Below are 23587 nucleotides of genomic sequence, written 5' to 3'. Positions count from 1 at the left end.
ACCCCGTGACCACCCCCCTGCCCACGGAACTGCTTCGGCTCGCCCAGGAGGCCGCCCGCAAGGCCGGTGCCCTTCTCCGGGACGGCCGCCCGGCCGACCTGGCGGTGGCCGCCACCAAGTCGAGCCCCATCGACGTGGTCACCGAGATGGACATCGCGGCGGAGAAGCTGATCACCGACCTGATCTCCGCCCACCGCCCCGACGACGGCTTCCTCGGCGAGGAAGGCGCCTCCAGCGCGGGCACGAGCGGCGTCCGCTGGGTGATCGACCCGCTCGACGGCACGGTCAACTACCTGTACGGACTGCCCACTTGGGCCGTCTCCATCGCGGCCGAGCAGGACGGCGAGACGGTCGTCGGAGTGGTGGCGGCCCCGATGCGCGGCGAGACGTACCACGCGGTGAGGGGCGAGGGCGCCTGGGCCACGGGCGCGTGGGACGGCGAACGCGAGCTGGCCTGCCGCCCGGCACCGCCCCTGGACCAGGCCCTGGTCTCGACGGGCTTCAACTACGTCCTGGAGGTCCGGGCCCACCAGGCCGAGGTCGCCCAACGGCTGATCCCGCTCCTGCGTGACATCCGCCGCAGCGGATCGGCGGCGGTGGACCTGTGCGACGTGGCCGCCGGCCGCCTCGACGGCTACTACGAACGCGGCCTGAACGCCTGGGACCTCGCGGCGGGCGACCTGATCGCCCGTGAGGCGGGCGCCCTGACCGGTGGACGCCCCGGAGAGCGCCCCGCACGGGATCTGGCGATCGCCGCCACCCCGGGCGTCTTCGAGCCTCTCCAGCGGCTTCTGGAGGACTTCGGAGCCTGGCACGACTGAGCGCAGACAAGTGGGCCCCGGTGCTGGATTCACCGGGGCCCACTGCCGTGCTCAAAGCCGATCAGACGCTATGCGCTGACCTCCACGCCGTGCTCGGCGGCGAGGCGGCGCAGGTCGTCGAGCTCGGCCTGTTCCACCTCGGCGAGGAAGTCGTCGCCCTCGTCGCGAGCCCGCGTCAGGTCGGACTCGGTCGTCCTTATGCGCTGCAGAAGTCCTGCGGTGAATGCGTCCATGCTGCGCCCCCTCGTCCTGGGTCGTGGGTCGGTGGCACGGGGGTGTGCCGTTCGGAAGGGGCGATCACGCCTCCAGCAGATGCCCAGCGCTGCCCTGCCGGGCGGCGACGGCGCCGGACACCCACGCCCGCTCTGCGGAAAGCGGATTGCGGTGTACCGCATGGTGCTGCGGCACATGCAGAGCGTGATCGCGGGGTGTAAAGCCGTCCTCCCCCCGCTCTCTTCCACGGAAACCTCAACCCGACGAGAAAATCTCGCATTCCCCGGCTTCACACCTGACCTTCACCCGGGCCCACAGCCGGCCTTCAGGCGGCCCTTCCCCGTCTTACAGCCGACTTATGGCCGAAAAGGGCAGGATGGAGGTCAACACACTCACCAAGGCCCCCGCCCGTGTGCCCCAGAGGCGCTACGCGGGTGGACACAGGAAGGACAAGCGACGTGCGCGTACTCGTCGTCGAGGACGAGCAACTGCTCGCCGATGCGGTGGCCACCGGACTGCGCCGGGAGGCCATGGCCGTCGACGTCGTGTACGACGGTGCGGCCGCCCTGGAGCGCATCGGCGTCAACGACTACGACGTGGTCGTCCTCGACCGTGACCTCCCGCTCGTCCACGGTGACGACGTCTGCCGCAAGATCGTCGAGCTGGGCATGCCCACACGCGTGCTGATGCTCACCGCGTCCGGCGACGTCAGCGACCGTGTCGAGGGCCTGGAGATCGGCGCCGACGACTATCTGCCCAAGCCCTTCGCGTTCAGCGAGCTGACGGCACGCGTGCGTGCCCTCGGCCGCCGCACCAGCGTGCCGCTGCCGCCCGTCCTGGAGCGCGCCGGCATCAAGCTCGACCCGAACCGCCGCGAGGTCTTCCGCGACGGCAAGGAGGTGCAGCTCGCGCCCAAGGAGTTCGCCGTCCTGGAGGTGCTGATGCGCTCCGAGGGCGCGGTCGTCTCCGCCGAGCAGCTCCTGGAGAAGGCCTGGGACGAGAACACCGACCCGTTCACCAACGTCGTCCGGGTCACCGTCATGACCCTGCGCCGCAAGCTGGGCGAGCCGCCCGTCATCGTCACCGTGCCCGGCTCCGGCTACCGGATCTGATCACCGTGGCCACCGCACCCGCGCCTCCCGGGGCGCCTCCGAAGCCCACCTGGGACCCGCGGCGGGTCGAGCCGCCGTTCCCCTGGCTGCGCCCGACCATCCGCATAAGGCTCACGCTGCTTTACGGCGGCATGTTCCTGATCGCCGGCATCCTGTTGCTGTCGATCATCTACCTGCTGGCCGCGAACGCGCTGAACGTAGGCAGCGACCTGCCCTTCAAGGTCGTCACCGGCACGGTGTCCAGCGAGAACTGCAACATCGTCTCCACCCAGCTGCCGGCGTCCGAGCTCAACCACGCGCTCAACGAGTGTGTGAACGAGCAGCGCCAGCACGCCCTCGACAACCTCCTCAGCCGCTCCCTTCTGGCCCTCCTCGGCCTCGCGATCATCGCCTTCGCGTTCGGTTACGCCATGGCCGGCCGCGTCCTGTCCCCGCTCGGCCGCATCACCCGCACCGCCCGCGCGGTGGCCGGCTCGGACCTGTCACGGCGTATCGAGCTGGACGGCCCGGACGACGAGCTGAAGGAGCTGGCGGACACCTTCGACGACATGCTGGAGCGCCTCCAGAGGGCCTTCACGGCCCAGCAGCGCTTCGTCGGCAACGCGTCCCACGAACTCCGTACCCCCCTCGCCATCAACCGCACGCTGCTCGAAGTGCACCTCTCCGACCCCGGCGCCCCGATGGAGCTCCAGCAGCTCGGCAAGACGCTGCTGGCCACCAACGAGCGCAGTGAGCAGCTCGTGGAGGGCCTGCTGCTGCTCGCCCGCAGCGACAACCAGATCGTCGAACGCAAGCCCGTGGACCTCGCGGAGGTGGCCGAGCAGGCCGTCGACCAGGTGCACGTGGAGGCCCAGGCGAAGGGCGTCGTGATCCGCGGCGAGCAGAAGCCCGCGGTCGTCCAGGGCAACGGAGTGCTGCTGGAGCGGATCGCGCTGAACCTCGTCCAGAACGCCGTGCGGTACAACGTTCCGGAGGACGGCTGGGTCGAGGTCACCACCGAGGTCCTGCACGGTCAGGCGGTCCTGGTCGTGTCGAACACGGGCCCGGTCGTGCCGGCGTACGAGGTCGACAATCTCTTCGAGCCGTTCAAGCGGCTCCGGGGCGCCGATCGCACCGGCAGCGACAAGGGCGTCGGCCTCGGTCTGTCCATCGTCCGCTCGGTCGCCCGGGCGCACGGCGGGCACATCTACGCACAGCCGCGCGAGGGGGGAGGCCTCGTGATGCGGGTCACCCTGCCGATCTGAGATCATGTCGCCGACACACGGGGATGTTCGCTTTGCGCGGAATTTTCTGGGCACTCGTCGAGCTGTCCCGTGTGTGATCGATCACAAGGGCGAATTTCCGGCCATCTACCGTCAGTGATCAAGAATGCTGTCGGAAAGCCGGGAAAGTCCGGGTTTTCGAGGGGCTTGATCACGGGAAGTACACGGTGAGACGCCTTTGAAGTGCGGCATTCGGACCGTGTACGGTCCCCATCGCCATCCCAGCCGATCACTCATGAGGAGTCCGGTTGGGTGTCGATTGAGTAACAGACCTTGATGTGAGGCAAAATCTCCGCCTCGGGTCGGGCACAAGTCCGGCCTCTCACGCGTTACGTGCGCTGGAGACACCGCAGACACCCAGAGGGGGAGAGCGACATGGCAACGGATTACGACACCCCACGCAAGACCGACGACGACGTCGACTCGGACAGTCTTGAAGAGCTGAAGGCCAGGAGGAACGACAAGTCGACCTCCGCCGTCGACGTCGACGAGTTCGAGGCCGCCGAAGGCCTGGAGCTGCCCGGCGCGGACCTCTCGAACGAGGAGTTGGCCGTCCGGGTACTGCCCAAGCAGCAGGACGAGTTCACTTGCATGAGCTGCTTCCTGGTGCACCACCGCAGCCAGCTGGCCCGCGAGAAGAACGGTCAGCCGATCTGCCGCGACTGCGACTGAGGACGGGTCGGCCGTGACTGGCTCGACCCCTCCCTGGAAGCGCCGCTCCCCCCTGCCGGGAGCGGACCAAGGGCCGTCCGACGGCCCTCACGGTGCGCGTGACGACGAGCGGGGCTCATCAGGTCCGGGGGCCTCGCTCGAACCCACGGCAGGCCGGGGTGACCTCCCGGCACGCGTGGAACATCCCGCGCCCGTCGCCAGGCGACGGGTCGCGGTGATGCGCGAGAAGGTCGGGGAAGGCGTCCGCAGAGGCGGTAGCCGCGCCAGGGCGGGCTTGGCGTACCTCGCCGACCGGATCATCGACAACGCCCCACGGATCCCCGTACGCGACCTCCAGGCGCTCCGCAGGCAGTTCCCCGGCCTCGGGCCCGAGCAGCTCGCCGACAAGCTCGTGGCGGGCGCCGCGAACGCCTCCTCGACCGTCGGGGCAGGGATCGGCGCGGCGGCGATGCTGCCTGTCCCGCCGGCGATGCCGACGGAGCTGGCCGCGGAGATCACCGGGGTCGCGGCGATCGAGCTGAAGCTGATCGCCGAGCTCCACGAGGTCTACGGCGTGCGACCGCCGGGCGGTCTCAAGGACCGCAGCACCGCGTATCTGAACTCCTGGTCCGGGGAGCGCGGCATCGACGTGACCAAGCCGTCGACGATCAACTCCGCCCTCGGCGGCCCGATGAAGCAGCAGCTGCGGCAGCAGATCATGAAGCGGATGGTCCGGAACCTGCCGAACCTGATGCCGTTCATGGTCGGCGCGGCCGTGGGCGCGGTCATGAACCGCAGAGACACCAGGAAGCTCGCGGAACGCATCCGCGTGGACCTGCGCAAGATCCAGGTGCCCTGGGAGGCGCTCGACGCGCTCCCGCCGCTGGAGGCACCGGCGCATCCCCTGGAGATCGGGGACATCGCGAAGGAACTCGGGCGGGGGCACGGCCGGGGTCACGGAACCCGGTAAGAGTTCCGTGAGAGTCCAGGCCCCCTGGGGGAGCGGGTCTCCCGTGGTGTGAAGCCTCGCGCGAAAGTTCTAGGCGGCGTCCCGCGCCCGCTGGAGCGCCTGCGCCAGCCGCTCCGGCTCCCGCGTCGACAGATACAGGTACGGCGTCGGGTCCTCGGGGTCCGTGACCTCCACGCGCAGCGCCGTCGGGATGTAGGCGCGCAGCAGCAGGAAGGCCCGGGTGTCGGCCTTGTACGTGCGCCAGGCGCGCGCCTCCTCCGCGTCCAGCACCTCTGCCGCACCCAGCGCCGTGACCGGGATCTTCGCCTCGCCGGCGATCAGCGAGCCGCCCACCACGCGGATGCGCAGCGAGCCGTACGAGCTGGCGGCGACGGCCGCGGCCGCGGTGCCGCCGACCAGGCCGCCGAGCAGCGGCAGCGTGCCGAACGGCAGCAGGATCAGGGCGAAGGAGACCCCCACCAGGAACGAGATGAGCCACCACGAGCGGGGGGCGGTGAGGCGTTCTTCGTAGGGGGTGGTGGAGAGCTGCATGGAGCCAAGCTTGGCACGGTGCGAGAACCGGGCCGTTGTCAGGGGGCACCGGCGCGAAGCGCTGTCAGGCAGGGTGACGGTGGGAGACGGGCGGGCGGGTAAGGTCTGCGCCTGTGAGTGGTAGTTCCGCAGCTCTTCAGCCTCCCGCCGACGCCGTGAAGCCGTCGCGTCACCCCGACGCGCCCGCCCCCGGTGAGCTCCTCGGCGCGCACTACGGCCAGTGCTTCGGCTGCGGCGGCGAGCAGGCCCACGGACTGCACCTGGAGGCCCGGGCCGGCGAAGGGGTCTCGGTCAGCGCCGAGTTCACCGTGCGGCCCGCCCATCAGGGTGCCCCGGGCCTCGCGCACGGCGGCGTTCTCGCGACCGCCCTCGACGAGACCCTCGGTTCGCTGAACTGGCTGCTGCGGACGATCGCGGTGACCGGACGGCTGGAGACCGACTTCGCGCGGCCCGTCCCGGTGGGCACGGTGCTGTATCTGGAGGCCGAGGTGACGGCCGTCGCGGGACGGAAGATCTACTCGACCGCCACCGGACGGATCGGCGGCCCCGACGGGCCCGTCGCCGTCCGTGCCGAGGCGCTCTTCATCGAGGTGAAGGTCGACCACTTCATCGACAACGGCCGCCCGGAGGAGATCCGGGCCGCCATGGACGACCCGGACCAGGTCCGGCGTGCCCGTGCCTTCGAGGTGAACCCGTGAGCCGTGAACCCCTGAGCGTGCCGATCCGGCGCGTCGACCCCGACGTACCGCTTCCGTCGTACGCGCACCCCGGCGACGCGGGAGCCGATCTGCGCACCACCGAGAGCTGTGAGCTGAAGCCGGGTGAGCGGGCCGTGCTGCCCACCGGGGTGTCTGTGGCGCTCCCGGAGGGGTACGCGGCCTTCGTGCACCCCCGATCCGGCCTCGCCGCCCGCTGCGGTGTCGCTCTCGTGAATGCCCCGGGGACGGTTGATGCCGGGTACCGTGGGGAGATCAAGGTGATCGTGGTGAATCTCGACCCGCGCGAGGTGGTGCGGTTCGAGCGCTTCGACCGGATCGCCCAACTGGTCGTCCAGCAGGTCGAGCGGGTCCGCTTCCAGGAGGTCGCGGAACTTTCCGACTCGGCGCGGGCCGAAGGGGGCTTCGGGTCCACCGGAGGCCATGCCGCGGTGGCCGGGGCAAGCAGCACAAGCGGTCAGGCCGCCGAAGGCGGCACAACGGGTGGGAATCGATACGCTTCGGCCGTATCCGACCGGGAAGGACAGTGACGTGTTCGGACGTCGCAACAAGAAGGGTGCCGCCGAGGACGCGGCCGGCGAGGCCGAGCAGGTCGTCGACAGTGTCGACACTGAGGCGGACGACGAGGACGGCGCGCGTGAGCGTGTGAGGCTCGAACCCGAGCCGCGGCCCGACGGGCCCTGGGACGACACCGAGGTGCGCGAGCCCGGCGAGGGCCGCGTGGACCTGGGCGGACTCTTCGTGCCCGGCGTCGACGGCATGGAGCTGCGGGTCGAGGTCGCGGGTGACGCGATCGTCGCGGCGACCGTCGTGCTGCGCGACAGCGCCGTCCAGCTCCAGGCCTTCGCCGCTCCCAAGCGCGAGGGCATCTGGGGCGAGGTGCGCGAGGAGATCGCCACCGGCATCACCCAGCAGGGCGGCATCGTCGACGAGGTCGAGGGTCCGCTGGGCTGGGAGCTGCGGGCCCAGGTGCCGGTGCAGCTGCCGGACGGCACGGGCGGCTTCCAGGTCGTGCGGTTCGTCGGTGTGGACGGTCCGCGCTGGTTCCTGCGCGGTGTGATCTCGGGCCAGGGCGCGGTGCAGCCGCAGGCCGCGGGTCTGCTCGAGCAGATCTTCCGGGACACGGTCGTGGTCCGCGGTGAGGGCCCGATGGCCCCTCGCGACCCGATCGTCCTCAAGCTGCCGAACGACGCCCAGATGGTCCCCGAGGGCGTCCAGCAGCAGGACCAGGAGGGCTCCCGCTTCTCCGGCGGCATGGGCCAGCTCCAGCGCGGCCCGGAGATCACCGAGGTCCGCTGAGCGTCGTAGAACTGCAAGGGCCGCATCCCCGCCGGGATGCGGCCCTTTCTCGTGCGTGGACCCTTGACTCCGCATTGGTCTGTACCTACCGTCTCCGGCCAACGCGTCTGTTCATAAAGGCGCTTCGGGTTCATATACGAGAACGGAAGGCCCCCCACGCATGCGCAGAACCGCTCTCCTCGCGGCCGCCGCCGCGCTCGTCGCCGGTGCCCTCGCCTGGCCCGCCGACGCCGCTCCCGCCGCCTTCGCCCACCCCGGAGTCACCGTCTCCAAGGGGCAGTTGGACTTCACCCGCTCCAAGGTCAACGCCGGCGCCCAGCCCTGGAAGGGCGCCTACGACCAGATGATGGCGAGCAAGTACGCCGATCTGAACCGCACGCCCAAGCCCCGCGCGGTCGTCGAGTGCGGCTCGTACTCGAACCCCAACTACGGCTGCACCGACGAGCGCGAGGACGCCATAGCGGCGTACACGCAGGCCCTCGCCTGGTACATCACCCGTGACGAGCGCTACGCGAAGAAGTCCATCCAGCTGATGGACGCGTGGTCGGCGGTGGTCACGGACCACACCAACAGCAACGCGCCCCTCCAGACCGGCTGGGCCGGATCCTCCTGGCCGAAGGCCGCCGAGATCATCAAGCACACGTACACGGGAGGCTGGGCGGGCTCCGGGCGCTTCGCGACCATGCTCCGCAATGTCTATCTCCCGGAGATCATCAACGGCTCCAACTCGAACGGGAACTGGGAGCTGTCGATGATGGAGGCCGCCGTCGGCATCTCCGTCTTCCTGGAGGACAAGGCGTCGTACGACAAGGCCATGGCGAAGTTCCGCACCCGCACCGCTGCCTACGTCTACCTCGCCTCCGACGGCGATCTGCCGAAGACCGTGCCGAGCCAGAACCTCGACACCCGGGACAAGGTCGTCAGGTACTGGCAGGGGCAGTCCACCTTCGCCACCGGCCTCACCCAGGAAACCTGCCGCGACTTCACGCACACCGGGTACGGCATCTCCGCGATCTCGCACGTCGCCGAGACCAGCCGCATCCAGGGGCAGGACCTGTACGGCACCGACGTGGGCGAGCGGCTGCGGCAGGCGCTCGGGTTCCAGGCCAGGTACGAACTGGGTACGGCCGTCCCCGGCTGGCTGTGCGGCGGGTCGCTGCATCTGGGCCTCGGGCCGGTCACCGAGGTCGGCTACAACGCCCTGCACAACAGGCTTGGCATGGGCATGACTAATACGCAGACGCTGACCGAGCGGAACCGCCCGGCCGGCAGCAACAACCTGTTCCTGGCCTGGGAGACCCTCACCCACGGGGACAACCTGAGCTGAAACCGTTGATCGGCCGGGCGTCCGGTGGGGATACTGGCGCCCGGTCTTCACGGGGGAGGGGCTCATGAGCCAGGTGGTCACCGAGACCATGGTGCGGGTCGAGAACGTCCACAAGTCCTTCGGGCGCGGAGCCGGCGTCGTCCACGCCCTGCGCGGGGTCTCCCTGGAGGTGCCGCGCGGTGAACTCGTCGCCCTCAAGGGGCGGTCGGGGTCCGGGAAGACCACCCTCCTCAACATCGTCGGCGGACTCGACGCCCCGGACGAGGGGCACATCGAGGTCGACGGACGCGACCTCGCCGGGCTCGACGAGGACGGACTGCTCGCCCTGCGCCGGGACAGCATCGGCTTCGTCTTCCAGTCCTTCGGGCTCATCCCGATCCTCACCGCCGCCGAGAACGTCGGCGTCCCGATGCGGCTGCGCCGCGCCGAGGCACGCGCGCGTGAGGAGCGCGTCGAGCTGCTGCTGTCCCTGGTGGGCCTCGCCGACCACGCGGCACAGCGGCCCACCGAACTCTCCGGCGGCCAGCAGCAGCGCGTCGCCATCGCCCGCGCCCTCGCCAACAGCCCCTCGCTCCTGATCGCCGACGAGCCGACCGGCCAGCTCGACGCGGAGACCGGGCACGCCGTGATGGAGCTGCTGCGGGCCGTCGTACGCAGCGAGAACGTCACCGCGCTGGTCGCCACCCACGACGCGACCCTGCTGGATCTGGCGGACCGGGTGCTGGAGCTGCGCGACGGGGAGATCGTCGAGGACTGAGCCGCACGACGAGGTGCGCTCGGCGAAGGCCGCTCGGCGAGGGCCGCTCGGGGTGCGCCGTCAGGGTTGCGTCAAAGACGGGCTCCGGGGGCGCCCTGGCCCCATTTGGCGGGAATGTTCGTCGTAGGGTCGACGCTGCGTAGGCAGCAGTGACCGGCAGACAATAGGACCCATGGGACGCGGCAAGCTTCGGATCTACCTCGGTGCGGCACCGGGCGTCGGCAAGACGTACGCGATGCTGTCCGAGGCCCACCGCCGGATCGAGCGGGGCACCGACTGCGTCGTGGCGTTCGTCGAGCATCACGGCCGGCCGCGCACCGAGGTGATGCTGCACGGTCTGGAGCAGGTCCCGCGCCGCGAGCTGGCGTACCGGGGGAGCGCCTTCACCGAGATGGACGTGGACGCCGTGCTGCGCCGCGCCCCCGCCGTCGCCCTGGTGGACGAACTCGCCCACACCAACGTCCCCGGCTCCCGCAACGCCAAGCGGTGGCAGGACGTGGAGGAGCTCCTCGCGGCCGGGATCGACGTGGTGTCGACGGTGAACATCCAGCATCTGGAGTCGCTCGGGGACGTCGTCGAGTCGATCACCGGGGTGCGGCAGCGGGAGACCGTGCCGGACGAGGTGGTGCGGCGGGCGGATCAGATCGAGCTGGTCGACATGTCGCCGCAGGCGCTGCGCAGGCGGATGGCGCACGGCAACGTCTACCAGTCCGACAAGGTCGACGCGGCGCTGTCGAACTACTTCCGGCCGGGCAATCTCACCGCCCTGCGGGAACTCGCGCTGCTGTGGGTGGCCGACCGGGTCGACGAGTACCTGAAGCAGTACCGCAGCGAGCACCGGGTCTCGAAGATCTGGGGTTCGCGGGAGCGGATCGTGGTCGGGCTGACCGGGGGACCGGAGGGGCGGACCCTGATCCGGCGGGCCGCGCGGCTCGCCGAGAAGGGCGCCGGCGGTGAAGTGCTCGCCGTCTACATAGCCCGCAGCGACGGACTCACCGCCGCCTCACCCAAGGAACTCGCCGTCCAGCGCACCCTCGTCGAGGACCTCGGCGGCACCTTCCACCATGTCGTCGGCGACGACATACCCGCGGCGCTGCTCGACTTCGCACGCGGCGCCAACGCCACCCAGATCGTCCTCGGATCCTCACGCCGCAAGACCTGGCAGTACGTCTTCGGCCCCGGAGTCGGCGCCACGGTCGCCCGTGAGTCCGGACCCGACCTGGACGTCCACATCGTCACCCACGACGAGGTCGCCAAGGGGCGTGGACTGCCCGTCGCCCGGGGCGCGCGGCTCGGGCGGGCCCGGATCATCTGGGGCTGGGCGGTCGGCGTGGTCGGCCCGCCGGTCATGGCCGTGCTGCTCAACACCGTCGACCTCGGCCTCGCCAACGACATGCTGCTGTTCCTGACCGTGACCGTCGCGGCCGCCCTGCTCGGCGGACTGCTGCCCGCGCTGGCCTCGGCCGCGGTCGGCTCCCTGCTGCTGAACTACTTCTACACACCGCCCCTGCACCACTGGACCATCGCCGACCCCAAGAACATCGTCGCCATCGCGATCTTCGTCGGCGTCGGCGTTTCGGTCGCCTCCGTGGTCGACCTCGCGGCCCGGCGCACCCACCAGGCCGCCAGGCTTCGGGCCGAGTCGGAGATCCTCTCCTTCCTCGCGGGCAACGTGCTGCGCGGCGAGACCAGCCTGGAGGAACTCCTCGAACGGGTCCGGGAGACCTTCGGGATGGAGTCGGCGGCCCTCCTGGAGCGCGCGAGCGATGTCGAACCGTGGACCTGCGCGGGCCGGGCCGGGCCCGGACGCCCGGTGGAGCGGCCGGAGGACGCGGACGTGGACGTCCCGGTCGGCGACCACATGGCCCTCGCTCTGATCGGCCGGGTGCTGCCCGCCGAGGACCGCCGGGTGCTGGCCGCCTTCGCCGCGCAGGCGGCCGTCGCGCTGGACCGGCGGCGCCTCCAGGAGGAGGCCGACCGGGCCCGCACGCTCGCGGAGGGCAACCGGATCCGGACCGCGCTGCTGGCCGCCGTGAGCCATGACCTGCGGACACCGCTGGCCGGGATCAAGGCGGCGGTGTCCTCGCTGCGCTCCGATGACGTGGCGTGGTCCGAGGAGGACCAGGCCGAGCTCCTGGAGGGCATCGAGGAGGGCGCCGACCGGCTCGACCACCTCGTCGGGAACCTCCTGGACATGTCCCGGCTCCAGACCGGCACCGTCACCCCGCTGATCCGGGAGATCGACCTCGACGAGGTCGTCCCCATGGCGCTGGGCGGGGTGCCCGAGGACAGCGTGGAGCTCGACATCCCCGAGACGCTGCCCATGGTCGCCGTGGACCCCGGGCTGCTGGAGCGGTCCGTGGCCAACCTCGTCGAGAACGCCGTCAAGTACAGCCCCCGGGGCAAGGCCGTCCTGGTGTCCGCCAGCGCCATCGCCGACCGGGTCGAGGTCCGGGTGGTCGACCGCGGCCCCGGCGTCCCGGACGAGGCCAAGGAGCGCATCTTCGCGCCCTTCCAGCGGTACGGCGACGCCCCGCGCGGCGCCGGGGTCGGACTGGGCCTCGCGGTCGCCCGTGGCTTCGCCGAGGCGATGAGCGGCACGCTGAACGCCGAGGACACGCCGGGCGGCGGCCTGACCATGGTCCTCACCCTCCGGGCGGCAGGATCACACCCTGAGCCACAACCGGTCGTACAACCCGAAAGGCAGGTCACATGACCCGGGTGCTCGTGATCGAAGACGAGCCGCAGATCGTGCGCGCCCTCGTGATCAACCTCAAGGCCCGCAAGTACGAGGTCGACGCGGCCCACGACGGCGCCACCGCCCTCCGGCTCGCCGCCGCCCGCCACCCCGACGTGGTCGTCCTCGACCTCGGCCTTCCCGACATGGACGGCGTCGAGGTCATCAGAGGCCTGCGCGGCTGGACCCGGGTGCCGATCCTGGTGCTGTCCGCGCGGCACTCCTCCGACGAGAAGGTCCAGGCCCTCGACGCGGGCGCCGACGACTACGTCACCAAGCCCTTCGGCATGGACGAGCTGCTGGCCCGGCTGCGGGCGGCGGTCCGGCGGGCCGAGCCGGTCGGACCGGGCGAGGACGACGTGACGACGGTGGAGACCGAGGAGTTCACCGTCGACCTCGCCGCGAAGAAGGTCAACCGGGCCGGCAAGGACGTACGGCTCACCCCCACGGAATGGCATCTGCTGGAGGTGCTGGTGCGCAACACCGGTCGGCTGGTCAGCCAGAAACAGCTGCTCCAGGAGGTGTGGGGGCCCTCGTACGGAACCGAGACGAACTACCTGCGCGTCTACATGGCACAACTGCGCAGGAAGCTGGAGGCGGACCCCTCGCATCCCAGGCACTTCGTTACGGAGCCTGGTATGGGCTATCGGTTCGAGGGCTAGTACCGCGGGTACGAAGGTGTCAGTGCACCCCGGTACGCTTCACATATGAGTGCTGTTCCGCGTTCCGAAAAGCCGGTGGGCCGGTTCCGGCGCATGCTCGACAGGCTTTCCTCGTCCCAGGAGGACCTGGAGTCGGAGGAGCTGCGGGAGGACGCCGAGACCGCGGGCTGCATCAAGATCGGTGACTGCCACGACCGACAGATCGTGACCGTTACTGGTACCTTGCGCACGGTCACGCTGCGCCCGCGAGCCGGTGTCCCCGCGCTGGAGGCCGAGCTGTTCGACGGCTCCGCCGCACTGGACGTGGTGTGGCTCGGCAGGCGGTCCATCGTGGGGATCGAGCCGGGGCGCAAACTGATCGCATCGGGCCGGATCTCGATGAGCCGGGGCCGCCGGGTGCTGTTCAACCCGAAATACGAACTGAGACCCCTCGGTAGGGAGTAGCCGGTGACGTCGCTCGACAAGCCGACCGAAGACACTGAGCAGCAGGACGTCCGGGCGGTGACCGAGGCCGCGCTGTTCGAGGCCTTCGGAGGCCTGCGGGGCATGGTGGAGACGGTCGTGCCCGGCCTCCTCTTCGTCACGATCTACACGATCAACAAGGACCTCCACATGTCCGCGATCGCCGCGCTCGCGGTGTCGCTGATCCTGGTCGTGGTCCGCCTGGTGACGAAGGACACCGTCAAGCACGCCTTCAGCGGTGTCTTCGGCGTCGCCTTCGGTGTCGTCTTCGCGATGATGACCGGCAACGCCAAGGACTTCTACCTGCCCGGCATGCTCTACACGCTGGGCCTGGGCCTGGCCTACATCATCACCACGCTCTGCGGGGTCCCGCTGATCGGTCTGATCCTCGGCCCGGTCTTCAAGGAGAACCTCTCCTGGCGCACCCGCAACCCGGGCCGCAAGAAGGCGTACGCCAAGGCCAGCTACGCGTGGGGCGCGATCCTCCTCGCCAAGTGCGCGATCCTCTTCCCGCTGTACTGGTGGGCCGACACCGCGCAGCTGGGCTGGGTGCTGGTCGCGCTGAAGATCCCGCCCTTCCTGCTCGCCGTCTGGCTGACCTGGGTCTTCCTGGCGAAGGCGCCCGCTCCGATCGACGTGTTCGCGGAGATGGAGGCCGCCGAGAAGGCGGAGGAAGAGCGCAAGGCGGCCGCCAGGCCGGCCCAGTAGGCGCTACGACGACGGAGGGCGCCCCGCGGATCCGCGGGGCGCCCTCCGTCGTCGTAGCGCCTACTTCGCTTCTTCCCTGCGCACCGACAGCAGGTCCTCCAGCTGCTCCTCGCGGGCCGGGGCGGCCACGAAGAGGAGTTCGTCGCCGGCCTCCAGGGAGTCGTCCTGGGTCGGGGTGAGGACACGGTTGCCGCGGATGATCGTCACCAGGGACGTGTCCTGCGGCCACTCGACGTCGCCGACCTGGGTGCCGGCCAGGGCCGACTCCTCGGGCAGGGTCAGCTCGACGAGGTTGGCGTCACCATGGCTGAAGCGGAGGAGGCGGACCAGGTCGCCGACGCTCACCGCCTCCTCGACCAGGGCCGACATCAGACGCGGGGTGGAGACGGCGACGTCCACGCCCCAGGACTCGTTGAAGAGCCACTCGTTCTTCGGGTTGTTCACCCGGGCGACGACGCGCGGGACGCCGTACTCCGTCTTCGCCAGCAGGGAGACGACCAGGTTCACCTTGTCGTCGCCCGTCGCGGCGATCGCCACGTTGCAGCGCTGGAGCGCCGCCTCGTCCAGGGAGGTGATCTCACAGGCGTCGGCCAGCAGCCACTCCGCCTGGGGGACGCGCTCGACCGAGATGGCGGTGGGCGCCTTGTCGATGAGCAGGACCTCGTGGCCGTTCTCCAGCAGTTCGCCCGCGATCGAGCGGCCCACCGCACCGGCACCGGCAATGGCGACCCTCATCAGTGACCGCTCTCCTCTTCGGGACCCTTGGCGAACGCCGCCTCGACCTTGTCGACCTCGTCGGTGCGCATCATCACGTGCACCAGGTCACCCTCCTGCAACACCGTCTGCGAGCTGGGCAGGATCGCCTCGCCGAGGCGGGTCAGGAACGCCACACGGACGCCCGTCTCCTCCTGGAGCCGGCTGATCCGCTGGCCCACCCAGGAGGCGGAGGTGTGCACCTCGGCCAGCTGGACACCACCCGTGGGGTCGCGCCACAGCGGCTCGGCACCCGAGGGCAGCAGCCGGCGCAGCATCTGGTCGGCCGTCCAGCGGACCGTGGCCACCGTCGGGATGCCCAGGCGCTGGTAGACCTCGGCGCGGCGGGGGTCGTAGATCCGGGCCGCGACGTTCTCGATGCCGAACATCTCGCGCGCCACCCGGGCGGCGATGATGTTGGAGTTGTCGCCGCTGGAGACGGCGGCGAAGGCGCCGGCCTCCTCGATGCCCGCCTCGCGCAGAGTGTCCTGGTCGAAGCCGACTCCGGTGACACGCCGGCCTCCGAATCCGGAGCCCAGTCGTCGGAAGGCGGTGGGGTCCTGGTCGATCACGGCGACCGTGTGCCCCTGTTGCTCCAGGGTCTGCGCGAGAGCGGAACCCACTCGCCCGCAGCCCATGATGACGATGTGCACGACCGTCCTTCCGGTGTCAAGAGATACTGCTCAGCCCCATCAGGGTCTCAGACCGTCGCCCAAGCTACACACGCACGGTAGGACGGCGGCACCCCTGTGCACGGTTGTCCCGGAGAACGGGACGATCAGCGGCGGCTGATGCTGCGGACGCTGACAAGAGTCAGGATTCCGAGGCCGACGAGCGCGGCGGCGGCACCGATCAGCTCTGCGGTGGCGTGCATGGAACCTCCAAGGGGCGGCGGCAGACGGGTTCTTGTCATATAGGCATGCGCATCCGGCCGCCTGCGGAATCCGCAGCCGGGGCGCCTCGCGTTTTCACCCGGAGGGCAGAAGCGGGGTGGCGGGTGGCTGGGCACCCGTTCGAACGCCTACGATGTTCTGTCGTGTCCAAACTGACCGACGTGCCCAAGCGGATTCTGATCGGGCGCGCACTGCGCAGTGACCGGCTGGGGGAAACGCTCCTGCCGAAGCGCATCGCCCTCCCCGTCTTCGCCTCCGACCCGCTCTCCTCCGTGGCGTACGCGCCCGGCGAGGTGCTGCTGGTCCTGTCCATCGCGGGTGTGTCGGCCTACCACTTCAGCCCCTGGATCGCCGTCGCGGTCGTCGTGCTGATGTTCACGGTGGTCGCCTCCTACCGACAGAACGTCCACGCCTACCCGAGCGGCGGCGGTGACTACGAGGTGGCCAACACCAACCTCGGTCCCAAGGCCGGCCTCACCGTCGCCAGCGCCCTGCTCGTCGACTACGTCCTGACCGTCGCCGTCTCGATCTCCTCCGGCATCGAGAACCTCGGCTCCGCGGTGCCCTTCGTCGTCGAGCACAAGGTGCTCTGCGCGATCGCCGTGATCGTGCTGCTCACGCTGATGAACCTGCGGGGCGTGAAGGAGTCCGGCTCGCTGTTCGCGATCCCGACGTACGTCTTCGTCGTGGGCGTCTTCATCATGATCGCGTGGGGCGCCTTCCGCGGACTGGTCCTCGACGAGACCATGCGGGCGCCGACGGCCTCGTACGAGATCAAGGCCGAGCACCAGGGCCTGGCGGGCTTCGCCCTGGTCTTCCTGCTGCTGCGCGCCTTCTCCTCCGGCTGTGCCGCGCTCACCGGCGTCGAGGCGATCTCCAACGGCGTCCCGGCCTTCCGCAAGCCCAAGTCGAAGAACGCCGCCACCACGCTCGCGGCGATGGGTCTGCTCGCCGTCACCATGTTCTGCGGCATCATCGCGCTGGCCATGGTGACCAAGGTCCGCATGGCCGAGAACCCGGCCGTGGACCTGCTGAAGAACGGTGCCGCCATCGGCTCCGACTACGTCCAGAACCCGGTGATCTCCCAGGTCGCCGAGGCCGTCTTCGGCAAGGGCAGCTTCCTGTTCATCGTCCTGGCCGCGGCCACCGCGCTGGTGCTGTTCCTCGCCGCCAACACGGCGTACAACGGCTTCCCGCTGCTCGGCTCGATCCTCGCCCAGGACCGCTACCTCCCGCGCCAGCTGCACACCCGCGGCGACCGCCTCGCGTTCTCCAACGGCATCGTGCTGCTGGCCGGCGCCGCCGGACTGCTGGTGTGGATCTACGGCGCCGACTCGACCCGTCTGATCCAGCTCTACATCGTCGGCGTGTTCGTGTCCTTCACGCTCAGCCAGACCGGCATGGTCCGGCACTGGAACCGCCATCTGGCCACCGAGAAGGACCCGGCCAAGCGCCGCCACATGGTCCGCTCCCGCGCCATCAACACCTTCGGCGCCTTCTTCACCGGCCTGGTGCTGATCGTCGTCCTGGTCACCAAGTTCACCCACGGCGCCTGGGTCGCCCTGCTCGGCATGGTGATCTTCTACGCGACGATGTCGGCGATCCGTAAGCACTACGACCGGGTGGCCGAGGAGATCGCGGCCCCCGAGGGCCCGAGCGACGACAGCGTACGGCCGTCCCGCGTCCACTCCGTCGTGCTCATCTCCAAGATCCACCGTCCCACGCTGCGGGCGCTGGCGTACGCCAAGCTGATGCGCTCGGACACGCTGGAAGCCCTGAGTGTCAACGTCGACCCGGCGGAGACCAAGGCGCTGCGCGAGGAGTGGGAGCGGCGCGGGATCGACGTACCGCTGAAGGTCCTGGACTCGCCGTACCGCGAGATCACACGGCCCGTCATCGAGTACGTGAAGGGGCTGCGCAAGGAGTCGCCGCGGGACGCGGTGTCCGTGATCATCCCGGAGTACGTGGTCGGCCACTGGTACGAGCATCTGCTGCACAACCAGAGCGCGCTGCGGCTCAAGGGCCGGCTGCTGTTCACGCCCGGGGTCATGGTGACCTCGGTGCCCTACCAGTTGCAGTCGTCCGAGGCGGCGAAGAACCGGGCCCGCAAGCGGCAGGACTGGAACGCGCCGGGTGCGGTGCGGCGGGGGCCGGCGGAGGAGCGGGCGAAGGAGGCGTCGACACCGAAGTAGAGTGGTGGGTTGTGGTCGGCCCCCGTACCGTGGGCCGATTCCGTCGGACGGCGCGTCCCGTTGGTCCATCCCTCACTCGATCGTTGTGGAGTCTCCCCGCCATGCAGGCAGAACCGAAGAAATCACTGGTGGGGGTCGACTACGAGGTCGAGGTGGGCCCCGTCGCGCACGGCGGGCACTGCATCGCCCGTACGTCCGACGGTCAGGTGCTGTTCGTCCGGCACACCTTGCCCGGTGAGCGGGTCGTGGCCCGGGTGACCGACGGTGAGGAGGGCGCCCGGTTCCTGCGCGCGGACGCCGTCGAGATCCTGGAAGCCTCCAAGGACCGGATCGAGGCGCCCTGTCCCTACGCGGGACCATGCCGCTGCGGCGGCTGCGACTGGCAGCACGCCAAGCCGGGCGCCCAGCGCAGGCTCAAGGGCGAGGTCGTCGCCGAGCAGCTCCAGCGGCTCGCGGGGCTCACCCCCGAGGAGGCCGGCTGGGACGGCACCGTGCTGCCTGCCGAGGGCGACAAGCTCCCGGCGGGCCAGGTGCCGCAGTGGCGGACCCGGGTGCAGTACGCGGTGGACGCCGACGGCAACGCGGGGCTCCGCCGCCACCGCTCGCACGAGGTCGAGCCGATCGAGCACTGCATGATCGCGGCGCCGGGCGTCAGCGAGCTGGGCATCGAGGAACGTGACTGGGCCGGGATGGCGTCGGTGGACGTGATCGCGGCGACGGGTTCGCAGGACCGCATGGTGATCCTGGAGCCGCGGCCGGGCGCCCGGCTCCCGCTGGTCGAGCTCGACAAGCCCGTCTCCGTCATGCGCGTCGAGGAGAAGGACGGCGGCATCCACCGCGTCCACGGCCGCGCCTTCGTGCGGGAGCGGGCCGACGGCCGTACGCACCGGGTGGGCAGCGGCGGCTTCTGGCAGGTCCATCCGAAGGCCGCCGACACCCTGGTGACCGCGGTCATGCAGGGCCTGCTGCCGCGCAAGGGCGAGATGGCGCTGGACCTGTACTGCGGTGTGGGTCTCTTCGCGGGCGCCCTCGCCGACCGGCTCGGCGACAAGGGCGCCGTCCTCGGCATCGAGTCCGGCAAGCGCGCGGTGGAGGACGCCCGGCACAACCTCGCGGCCTTCGACCGCGTCCGCATCGAACAGGGCAAGGTCGAGTCCGTCCTCCCGCGCACCGGGATCACCGAGGTCGACCTGATCGTCCTGGACCCGCCGCGCGCGGGCGCGGGGCGCAAGACGGTCGAGCACATGTCGTCGCTGGGGGCGCGGCGGATCGCTTACGTCGCGTGCGATCCCGCCGCGCTGGCCCGGGACCTCGGGTACTTCCGGGACGGGGGGTACCGGGTGCGGTCGTTGCGGGTGTTCGATCTGTTCCCGATGACTCATCACATGGAGTGCGTGGCGATCCTTGAACCGGCCTCGAAGCGCTCCTGAGCTGCGGTTTTGCTGGCGCGCATTATGTGCGGTGTGGGCGTTACGGGCGATATCTTGACGCCGAAATGACGCTCGTGACGCTCATTTGACGCTCGTTCTGATGGGGTGTCAGGTGTGTTGCGTCGCTGGTCAGGTGATCTGACGGACGCTTGGGGTGACAGGCCCGGTGCGGTCCTGCGGTGTGTCGCGGACCGCACCGGGTGCCCGTCTCAAGCCGCCTCGGGCTGCGATGCAGCGTCCTGGACGACGGGGTCGAGGAGAGCGAAGTCGCAGTCCCCGGGGCGACGCCCCACCCGCTGAACCGTGAGGGCGGCGAGCAGAGGCAGGCCCGGGCCGGTGACCGGTGAGCGTTCCATGCCTACGTAGTAGACACCGTTCTCGTCGGGTTCGGCTCCGGCCTTGTCGGGGCTGGCGGACAGGGCGACGCAGAATCCCCACAGGTCTGCGCGTAGCCCGCTGGGGATGTCCGTGCGGACCCAGACCAGGGGGTGTGGCTCTCCTTGTTCGTCGTATCCGATCGTGACCGCGGCTCCCACGCCTTCGGGCAGGGGATACACGTCTTCCGGGATGTCCTCGGCTGTCCCGTCCAGCGAGTCGGTGATCAGCGCGCGAAGTGCTGTGATCACCTCGTCGTCGTCACGCCAGCCGTGCAGCGGGGCCCACTGTGATCCTTCGTAGAGCCGGCGGGCGTCGGTGACTCGCCGCAGGTGTGCGTCGGGAGGGGCATCCTCCGGGCCCTCCGTGGCTCCGAGAGTCTTGGAGACCTTCGCCGTTCGAGCCGAATCCAGTGTGACGACAGCCCAGCTGTGACTGATGTGCTCCGAGAAGAGGAACCGCAGCAGGTGACTCCTCTCCGCTTCGGGGAGTCCCGGGACGGTGGCGAGGAAGAGCAGGTCGTCACACGAGATGAGTACCGCCTGGATGTCGTCGAACAGCTCATCTTCGAAGAACTCCGCGTCCAGGGCGTCCCGTAGGACCTCGATCGGCAGGGTCCACGCGTCATGTGCGCGGAGCGGGGACGTGCTGGCGGCCGGCTCGGCGCCATGCTGTTCCGCACATGTGTGGTCGTTGACTGATGTCGCGCGAACTGAGTTGAGCACCATGGTGCTTCCCTTTCGTCGGGGAACGTTCACGCACCCAGGTTTCTCCGGCCCGGCTGATGGCTCTGCGTAAAGTCGGGAAGCTCCTTTGTGCCGTGCCCGTTGCCGTCAGGCTGGGGTCCCGGTTCTCGGCTCCGCAGCGTGGAAGGCGAGACGGTTGAGGTCGTGCCGGGCCTGGGAGCCGGTCTGTGGATGATCTACGGTGGACGCCAAGTGACAGCACGGGTGCGGAAGTTCCGTGACGGACGGCTGAGACGGGGGCTGGTGTGCGGACCGGGTTTGTCGACCGTGTGGAGCACATGGGTGAGCTGCACACGCTGATGGCGGATGTGACCGAGGGGCGCGGCGGGCGGGCCATCGTGGTCGACGGCGTCTCGGGCATGGGCAAGTCGGCGTTGCTGCGGGCGTTCGAGGGGCAGATCACAGCCTCTGTGGGACCGAGCGTCTGCCGTGTCGTGTCCGTACGGTGCCAGCCGTCCATCGGACCAGGGCTGCACTATGGGGCGATCGTCGAACTGCTCCTGCAGTTGGCTGAGGGGCAGGAGGTCAGACAGCCCGGTGTCTTCCGCAAGCTGCTGAACTTCACGGGCCAGGGAATCGTCCGCTCCGCGCCGGAAGTGCTGTCGTCGATCGTGCCCGGGCTGGGTGCGCTGTTCACCCTGGGCAAGGAGGTCACCGAAGCGTCGCTGGCCTCGGGATCGATGCCGTTCGACAGCCTGTTGCCGTTCCAGCAGGGTGCCGCTGCGCAGATCGTGGATGCGCTGGTGGATCTGGTTCGGCAGGGCGCGCCCACGGTGTTGCTCATCGACGACATCCAGTACGCCGATCCCAGCAGCCTGTTGGTCCTCGACCGGTTGCTGCGACGCTTGCCCGGCGAACCGCTCGGAGTGGTGTTCGGCCATACGACGGACGGGGCGTACGCCGACGGTCCGGGATCCGCCGTCGAGGACCTGTTGCATGACTGGGCGCAGCACGGTCTGGTACACCGGCGTCAGTTGGACGGCCTACCGTCGGACGCGGTGGACGAGTTGGTCCGCTCTCGGCATCCTGACGCGCCGTCGGCACTGTCCGAGCGGCTCAGCCGGTTGACCGACGGCCATGCCATCTTCGTCACCCTGTGCCTGGAGGAGTGGCGCCCCGCCAACGGATCCGCCGTCGAACTGCCTCGCAGTCTCTCGCGCGTGGTGGAGGACCGGCTCCGGACTCTCACCGAACCGGACCGCGAGCTGCTCATGATCGGAGCGGCCCAGGGCGAGACGTTCTTGTCGCGTACGGTCGCGGAGGCCAAGGGCGTGCCGCACGACGACGTGATGGAACGGCTGAGGCTCATCGCCGCTCAGCAAAGACTCATCGCGCCTGCCGAGCCTCCCGCGTGGGCACGCATGGACGCCTCGGACTGCTACCGCTTCGAGCACAGTGCCCTGTGGGGCGTGGTGTACGACCAGCAGACCCCGCAGCAGAAGCGGTCCAGACACGCACGTATCGCGGAGGCCCTCAGCGCCGGTCCGCGAGACGGTATGCCACTGGAACGTCGGTTGGAGATCGCCCGCCATCTGCGCAACGGAGGCGCCGAATGCCTCATCGCCTCGGCAGAGGCTCACTACGGACTGGCCCGGGACGCCGCGCTGGAGGGCTTGTCGTTCGCTGAGGCGGAGCGGCACTGCGAAGAAGTGATCAAGGCGGTCCGGGACCTGCCCGCGCACGACGAGAACCGGGACCGTTGGCTGGTCCATGCCGTCGAGCTGCTGCTGTCGCTGACAGAGGTGCGCTGGCGCGGCCAGCACCGTTCGGCAGGCGGGCCCGACATCGACGCCCTGGCGGCAGAGGCCGAAGCAGCGGCTGTGCGTTGCGGCACCCCCGAACTGGCGATCCGAACGACCCTGTTGCGGGGCAAGACCCTGCTTGCCACGCAGGGCTTGGTCCCGTCGTTGGAAAAGCTTCGAGCGGCAGTGGAGCTTGCCGAGCGGCACGGCGATCCGGTCGCGCTGTTCGTCGCCCGGGTCGAGTACGGACGGCAGGTGTCCAAGCGGCGGCTGGCCGATGGCCTGGCCCAGCTCCAGGAAGCCGAGCGCATGTACGGCTCCGATCCGCGTCTTGGTGGCACCGACGACCCGGTGCTCCAGCATGCCCGCAACCTGGGCGAGATGCAGTTGGGTGTCACCCTTTTCGACAGTGGCCACCTCGGTGATGCTCTGACCAGACTGAACCGCTGCGTTCAGCGGCTGCGCGACGAACCCCTGAAGGCCGAGCTGCCCATAGCGCTCAACTACCTGGCGCAGGTGTACGCGGGGCTCGGCGCCTACCAGGAAGCCGAAGAGGTCCTGGGCGAGGCGCTCGACTTCGAGGCCGGCCGCGGCGGCGACAGCGGCTGGCACGCCTACAACCAGGCGCTGCTCGCCCGACTCCTGGTCGAGCAGCCGACGAGGCGTGATGAGGCACTCGAGCTGATCGCCGACGCCTGGGCGGAGACGGAGCGGACCTGGCTGGCCAACCTGGTGCCCATCGTCCGCAACCTGTACGCCGAGATCCTGCTCGCTGCCGCAGGCGCCCCGGGGGCGCTTCTGGACCAGGCGGACCGTCTGGCGGTCGCCACCGGTGTCGAGACCCAGCGCAGCGGCATGATCCGCAGCGAGATCGCCGCGCATTCCCTGCGCAGCCGCATCCTGCTCCGGCAGGGCGACACCGTCGCCGCCCAGGACCAAGCCCGCCAGGCCGTTCGCATCCTGGACGAGGTGGGGGACATGCCTGCCCTGCGCACGGAGGAAGTGCTTTACCACTCCGCCGTCGTGCTGGCGGCAGGCGGCGCGCAGGAGCAAGCCCAGGCACTTCTTGAGCGCGCTCGACGAGAAGTCGCCCGGAAGGCGGACCTGATTGCCGCCGGCCCGCTGCGTGACCGCTTTCTCACGACGGTCTCCCTGAACGTTGCGATCTTTGAGGGCGAAGGGGTGGGGCGTTGACCAGGGCGAACGGTCGGCCAGAGCCGTCGGCGGC

General features: G+C 69.9%; 22 protein-coding genes. 17 read left to right on the top strand and 5 right to left on the bottom strand.

Annotation, left to right across the window (positions count from 1 at the left end; genetic code table 11):
- Positions 1–5: 5 nt before the first annotated feature.
- Positions 6–821, top strand: a complete 816-nt coding sequence (locus HLK59_RS08745) for an inositol monophosphatase family protein (RefSeq protein WP_171140707.1) — start codon at positions 6–8, stop codon at positions 819–821.
- Positions 822–889: 68 nt separating this feature from the next.
- On the opposite strand, the gene HLK59_RS08740 is transcribed toward HLK59_RS08745, so the two are convergent.
- The gene (locus tag HLK59_RS08740) at positions 890–1054 is read right to left on the bottom strand and encodes a hypothetical protein (protein WP_171140706.1); all 165 of its coding nucleotides are present in this window, start codon (positions 1052–1054) and stop codon (positions 890–892) included.
- 438 nt (positions 1055–1492) lie between these two features.
- Here HLK59_RS08740 and HLK59_RS08735 point away from each other — a divergent pair, with 438 nt between their 5' ends.
- From HLK59_RS08735 to HLK59_RS08720, 4 genes are all read left to right on the top strand, one after another.
- Entirely contained in the window at positions 1493–2146 is a 654-nt protein-coding gene (locus tag HLK59_RS08735; protein ID WP_007385219.1) for a response regulator transcription factor, read from the top strand.
- 5 nt (positions 2147–2151) lie between these two features.
- Complete coding sequence (locus HLK59_RS08730) at positions 2152–3390, top strand: HAMP domain-containing sensor histidine kinase (protein WP_171140705.1); 1239 nt, start codon at positions 2152–2154, stop codon at positions 3388–3390.
- A 393-nt stretch (positions 3391–3783) separates the two neighbouring features.
- Complete coding sequence (locus HLK59_RS08725; protein ID WP_005481602.1) at positions 3784–4080, top strand: DUF4193 domain-containing protein; 297 nt, start codon at positions 3784–3786, stop codon at positions 4078–4080.
- Positions 4081–4093: 13 nt separating this feature from the next.
- Entirely contained in the window at positions 4094–5029 is a 936-nt protein-coding gene (locus HLK59_RS08720; RefSeq protein ID WP_171140704.1) for a hypothetical protein, read from the top strand.
- 69 nt (positions 5030–5098) lie between these two features.
- On the opposite strand, the gene HLK59_RS08715 is transcribed toward HLK59_RS08720, so the two are convergent.
- Positions 5099–5560, bottom strand: a complete 462-nt coding sequence (locus HLK59_RS08715) for a DUF3093 domain-containing protein (protein ID WP_171140703.1) — start codon at positions 5558–5560, stop codon at positions 5099–5101.
- 113 nt (positions 5561–5673) lie between these two features.
- Between HLK59_RS08715 and HLK59_RS08710 the strand changes: the two genes are divergently transcribed.
- The 9 genes from HLK59_RS08710 (at position 5674) to HLK59_RS08670 (ending at position 14228) form a co-directional block, all read left to right on the top strand.
- On the top strand, positions 5674–6258 hold the full coding sequence (locus HLK59_RS08710) for a PaaI family thioesterase (protein WP_171140702.1): 585 nt from the start codon (positions 5674–5676) through the stop codon (positions 6256–6258).
- Positions 6255–6806 (top strand): dUTP diphosphatase, encoded by a 552-nt coding sequence (gene dut, locus HLK59_RS08705; RefSeq protein WP_171140701.1) that lies wholly within the window; start codon positions 6255–6257, stop codon positions 6804–6806. Before HLK59_RS08710 ends, dut begins: the two co-directional genes overlap by 4 nt.
- Before the next feature lies 1 nt (position 6807).
- Entirely contained in the window at positions 6808–7575 is a 768-nt protein-coding gene (locus tag HLK59_RS08700; RefSeq protein ID WP_171140700.1) for a DUF3710 domain-containing protein, read from the top strand.
- A 160-nt stretch (positions 7576–7735) separates the two neighbouring features.
- Positions 7736–8902, top strand: a complete 1167-nt coding sequence (locus HLK59_RS08695) for an alginate lyase family protein (protein ID WP_171140699.1) — start codon at positions 7736–7738, stop codon at positions 8900–8902.
- Between the two features lie 64 nt (positions 8903–8966).
- Positions 8967–9659, top strand: coding sequence for an ABC transporter ATP-binding protein (locus HLK59_RS08690; protein WP_171140698.1), 693 nt, complete (start codon positions 8967–8969; stop codon positions 9657–9659).
- 172 nt (positions 9660–9831) lie between these two features.
- Entirely contained in the window at positions 9832–12375 is a 2544-nt protein-coding gene (locus HLK59_RS08685; protein ID WP_171140697.1) for a sensor histidine kinase KdpD, read from the top strand.
- Entirely contained in the window at positions 12372–13058 is a 687-nt protein-coding gene (locus HLK59_RS08680; protein WP_171140696.1) for a response regulator, read from the top strand. Before HLK59_RS08685 ends, HLK59_RS08680 begins: the two co-directional genes overlap by 4 nt.
- Positions 13059–13103: 45 nt before the next feature.
- Complete coding sequence (locus HLK59_RS08675; RefSeq protein ID WP_046257102.1) at positions 13104–13502, top strand: OB-fold nucleic acid binding domain-containing protein; 399 nt, start codon at positions 13104–13106, stop codon at positions 13500–13502.
- A gap of 3 nt (positions 13503–13505) precedes the next feature.
- The gene (locus HLK59_RS08670) at positions 13506–14228 is read left to right on the top strand and encodes a DUF3159 domain-containing protein (protein WP_171140695.1); all 723 of its coding nucleotides are present in this window, start codon (positions 13506–13508) and stop codon (positions 14226–14228) included.
- Positions 14229–14288: 60 nt separating this feature from the next.
- Here HLK59_RS08670 and HLK59_RS08665 read toward each other — a convergent pair whose 3' ends face one another.
- Both HLK59_RS08665 and HLK59_RS08660 read right to left on the bottom strand, forming a co-directional pair.
- Positions 14289–14963 carry a TrkA family potassium uptake protein gene (locus HLK59_RS08665; RefSeq protein ID WP_171140694.1) on the bottom strand — a complete coding sequence of 225 codons (675 nt, stop codon included), beginning with the start codon at positions 14961–14963 and terminating at the stop codon, positions 14289–14291.
- A complete protein-coding gene (locus HLK59_RS08660) occupies positions 14963–15634 on the bottom strand; it encodes a TrkA family potassium uptake protein (protein WP_171140693.1) in 672 nt (223 codons plus the stop codon). Before HLK59_RS08660 ends, HLK59_RS08665 begins: the two co-directional genes overlap by 1 nt.
- A gap of 383 nt (positions 15635–16017) precedes the next feature.
- On the opposite strand from HLK59_RS08660, the gene HLK59_RS08655 reads away from it, so the two are divergent.
- Both HLK59_RS08655 and HLK59_RS08650 read left to right on the top strand, forming a co-directional pair.
- Positions 16018–18066, top strand: a complete 2049-nt coding sequence (locus HLK59_RS08655) for an APC family permease (RefSeq protein WP_171140692.1) — start codon at positions 16018–16020, stop codon at positions 18064–18066.
- A 101-nt stretch (positions 18067–18167) separates the two neighbouring features.
- Entirely contained in the window at positions 18168–19496 is a 1329-nt protein-coding gene (locus HLK59_RS08650; protein WP_171140691.1) for a class I SAM-dependent RNA methyltransferase, read from the top strand.
- 209 nt (positions 19497–19705) lie between these two features.
- Here HLK59_RS08650 and HLK59_RS08645 read toward each other — a convergent pair whose 3' ends face one another.
- Positions 19706–20599 carry a hypothetical protein gene (locus HLK59_RS08645; protein ID WP_171140690.1) on the bottom strand — a complete coding sequence of 298 codons (894 nt, stop codon included), beginning with the start codon at positions 20597–20599 and terminating at the stop codon, positions 19706–19708.
- A 263-nt stretch (positions 20600–20862) separates the two neighbouring features.
- On the opposite strand from HLK59_RS08645, the gene HLK59_RS08640 reads away from it, so the two are divergent.
- Positions 20863–23553, top strand: coding sequence for an AAA family ATPase (locus HLK59_RS08640; RefSeq protein WP_346779677.1), 2691 nt, complete (start codon positions 20863–20865; stop codon positions 23551–23553).
- The last annotated feature ends 34 nt before the right edge of the window (positions 23554–23587 follow it).

It is taken from the genome of Streptomyces sp. S3(2020), from assembly GCF_013044505.1.
GTDB lineage: Bacteria > Actinomycetota > Actinomycetes > Streptomycetales > Streptomycetaceae > Streptomyces.
The sequence above is the reverse complement of the archived record's forward strand: the minus strand, read 5'-3'. Positions and strand labels throughout refer to the sequence as shown.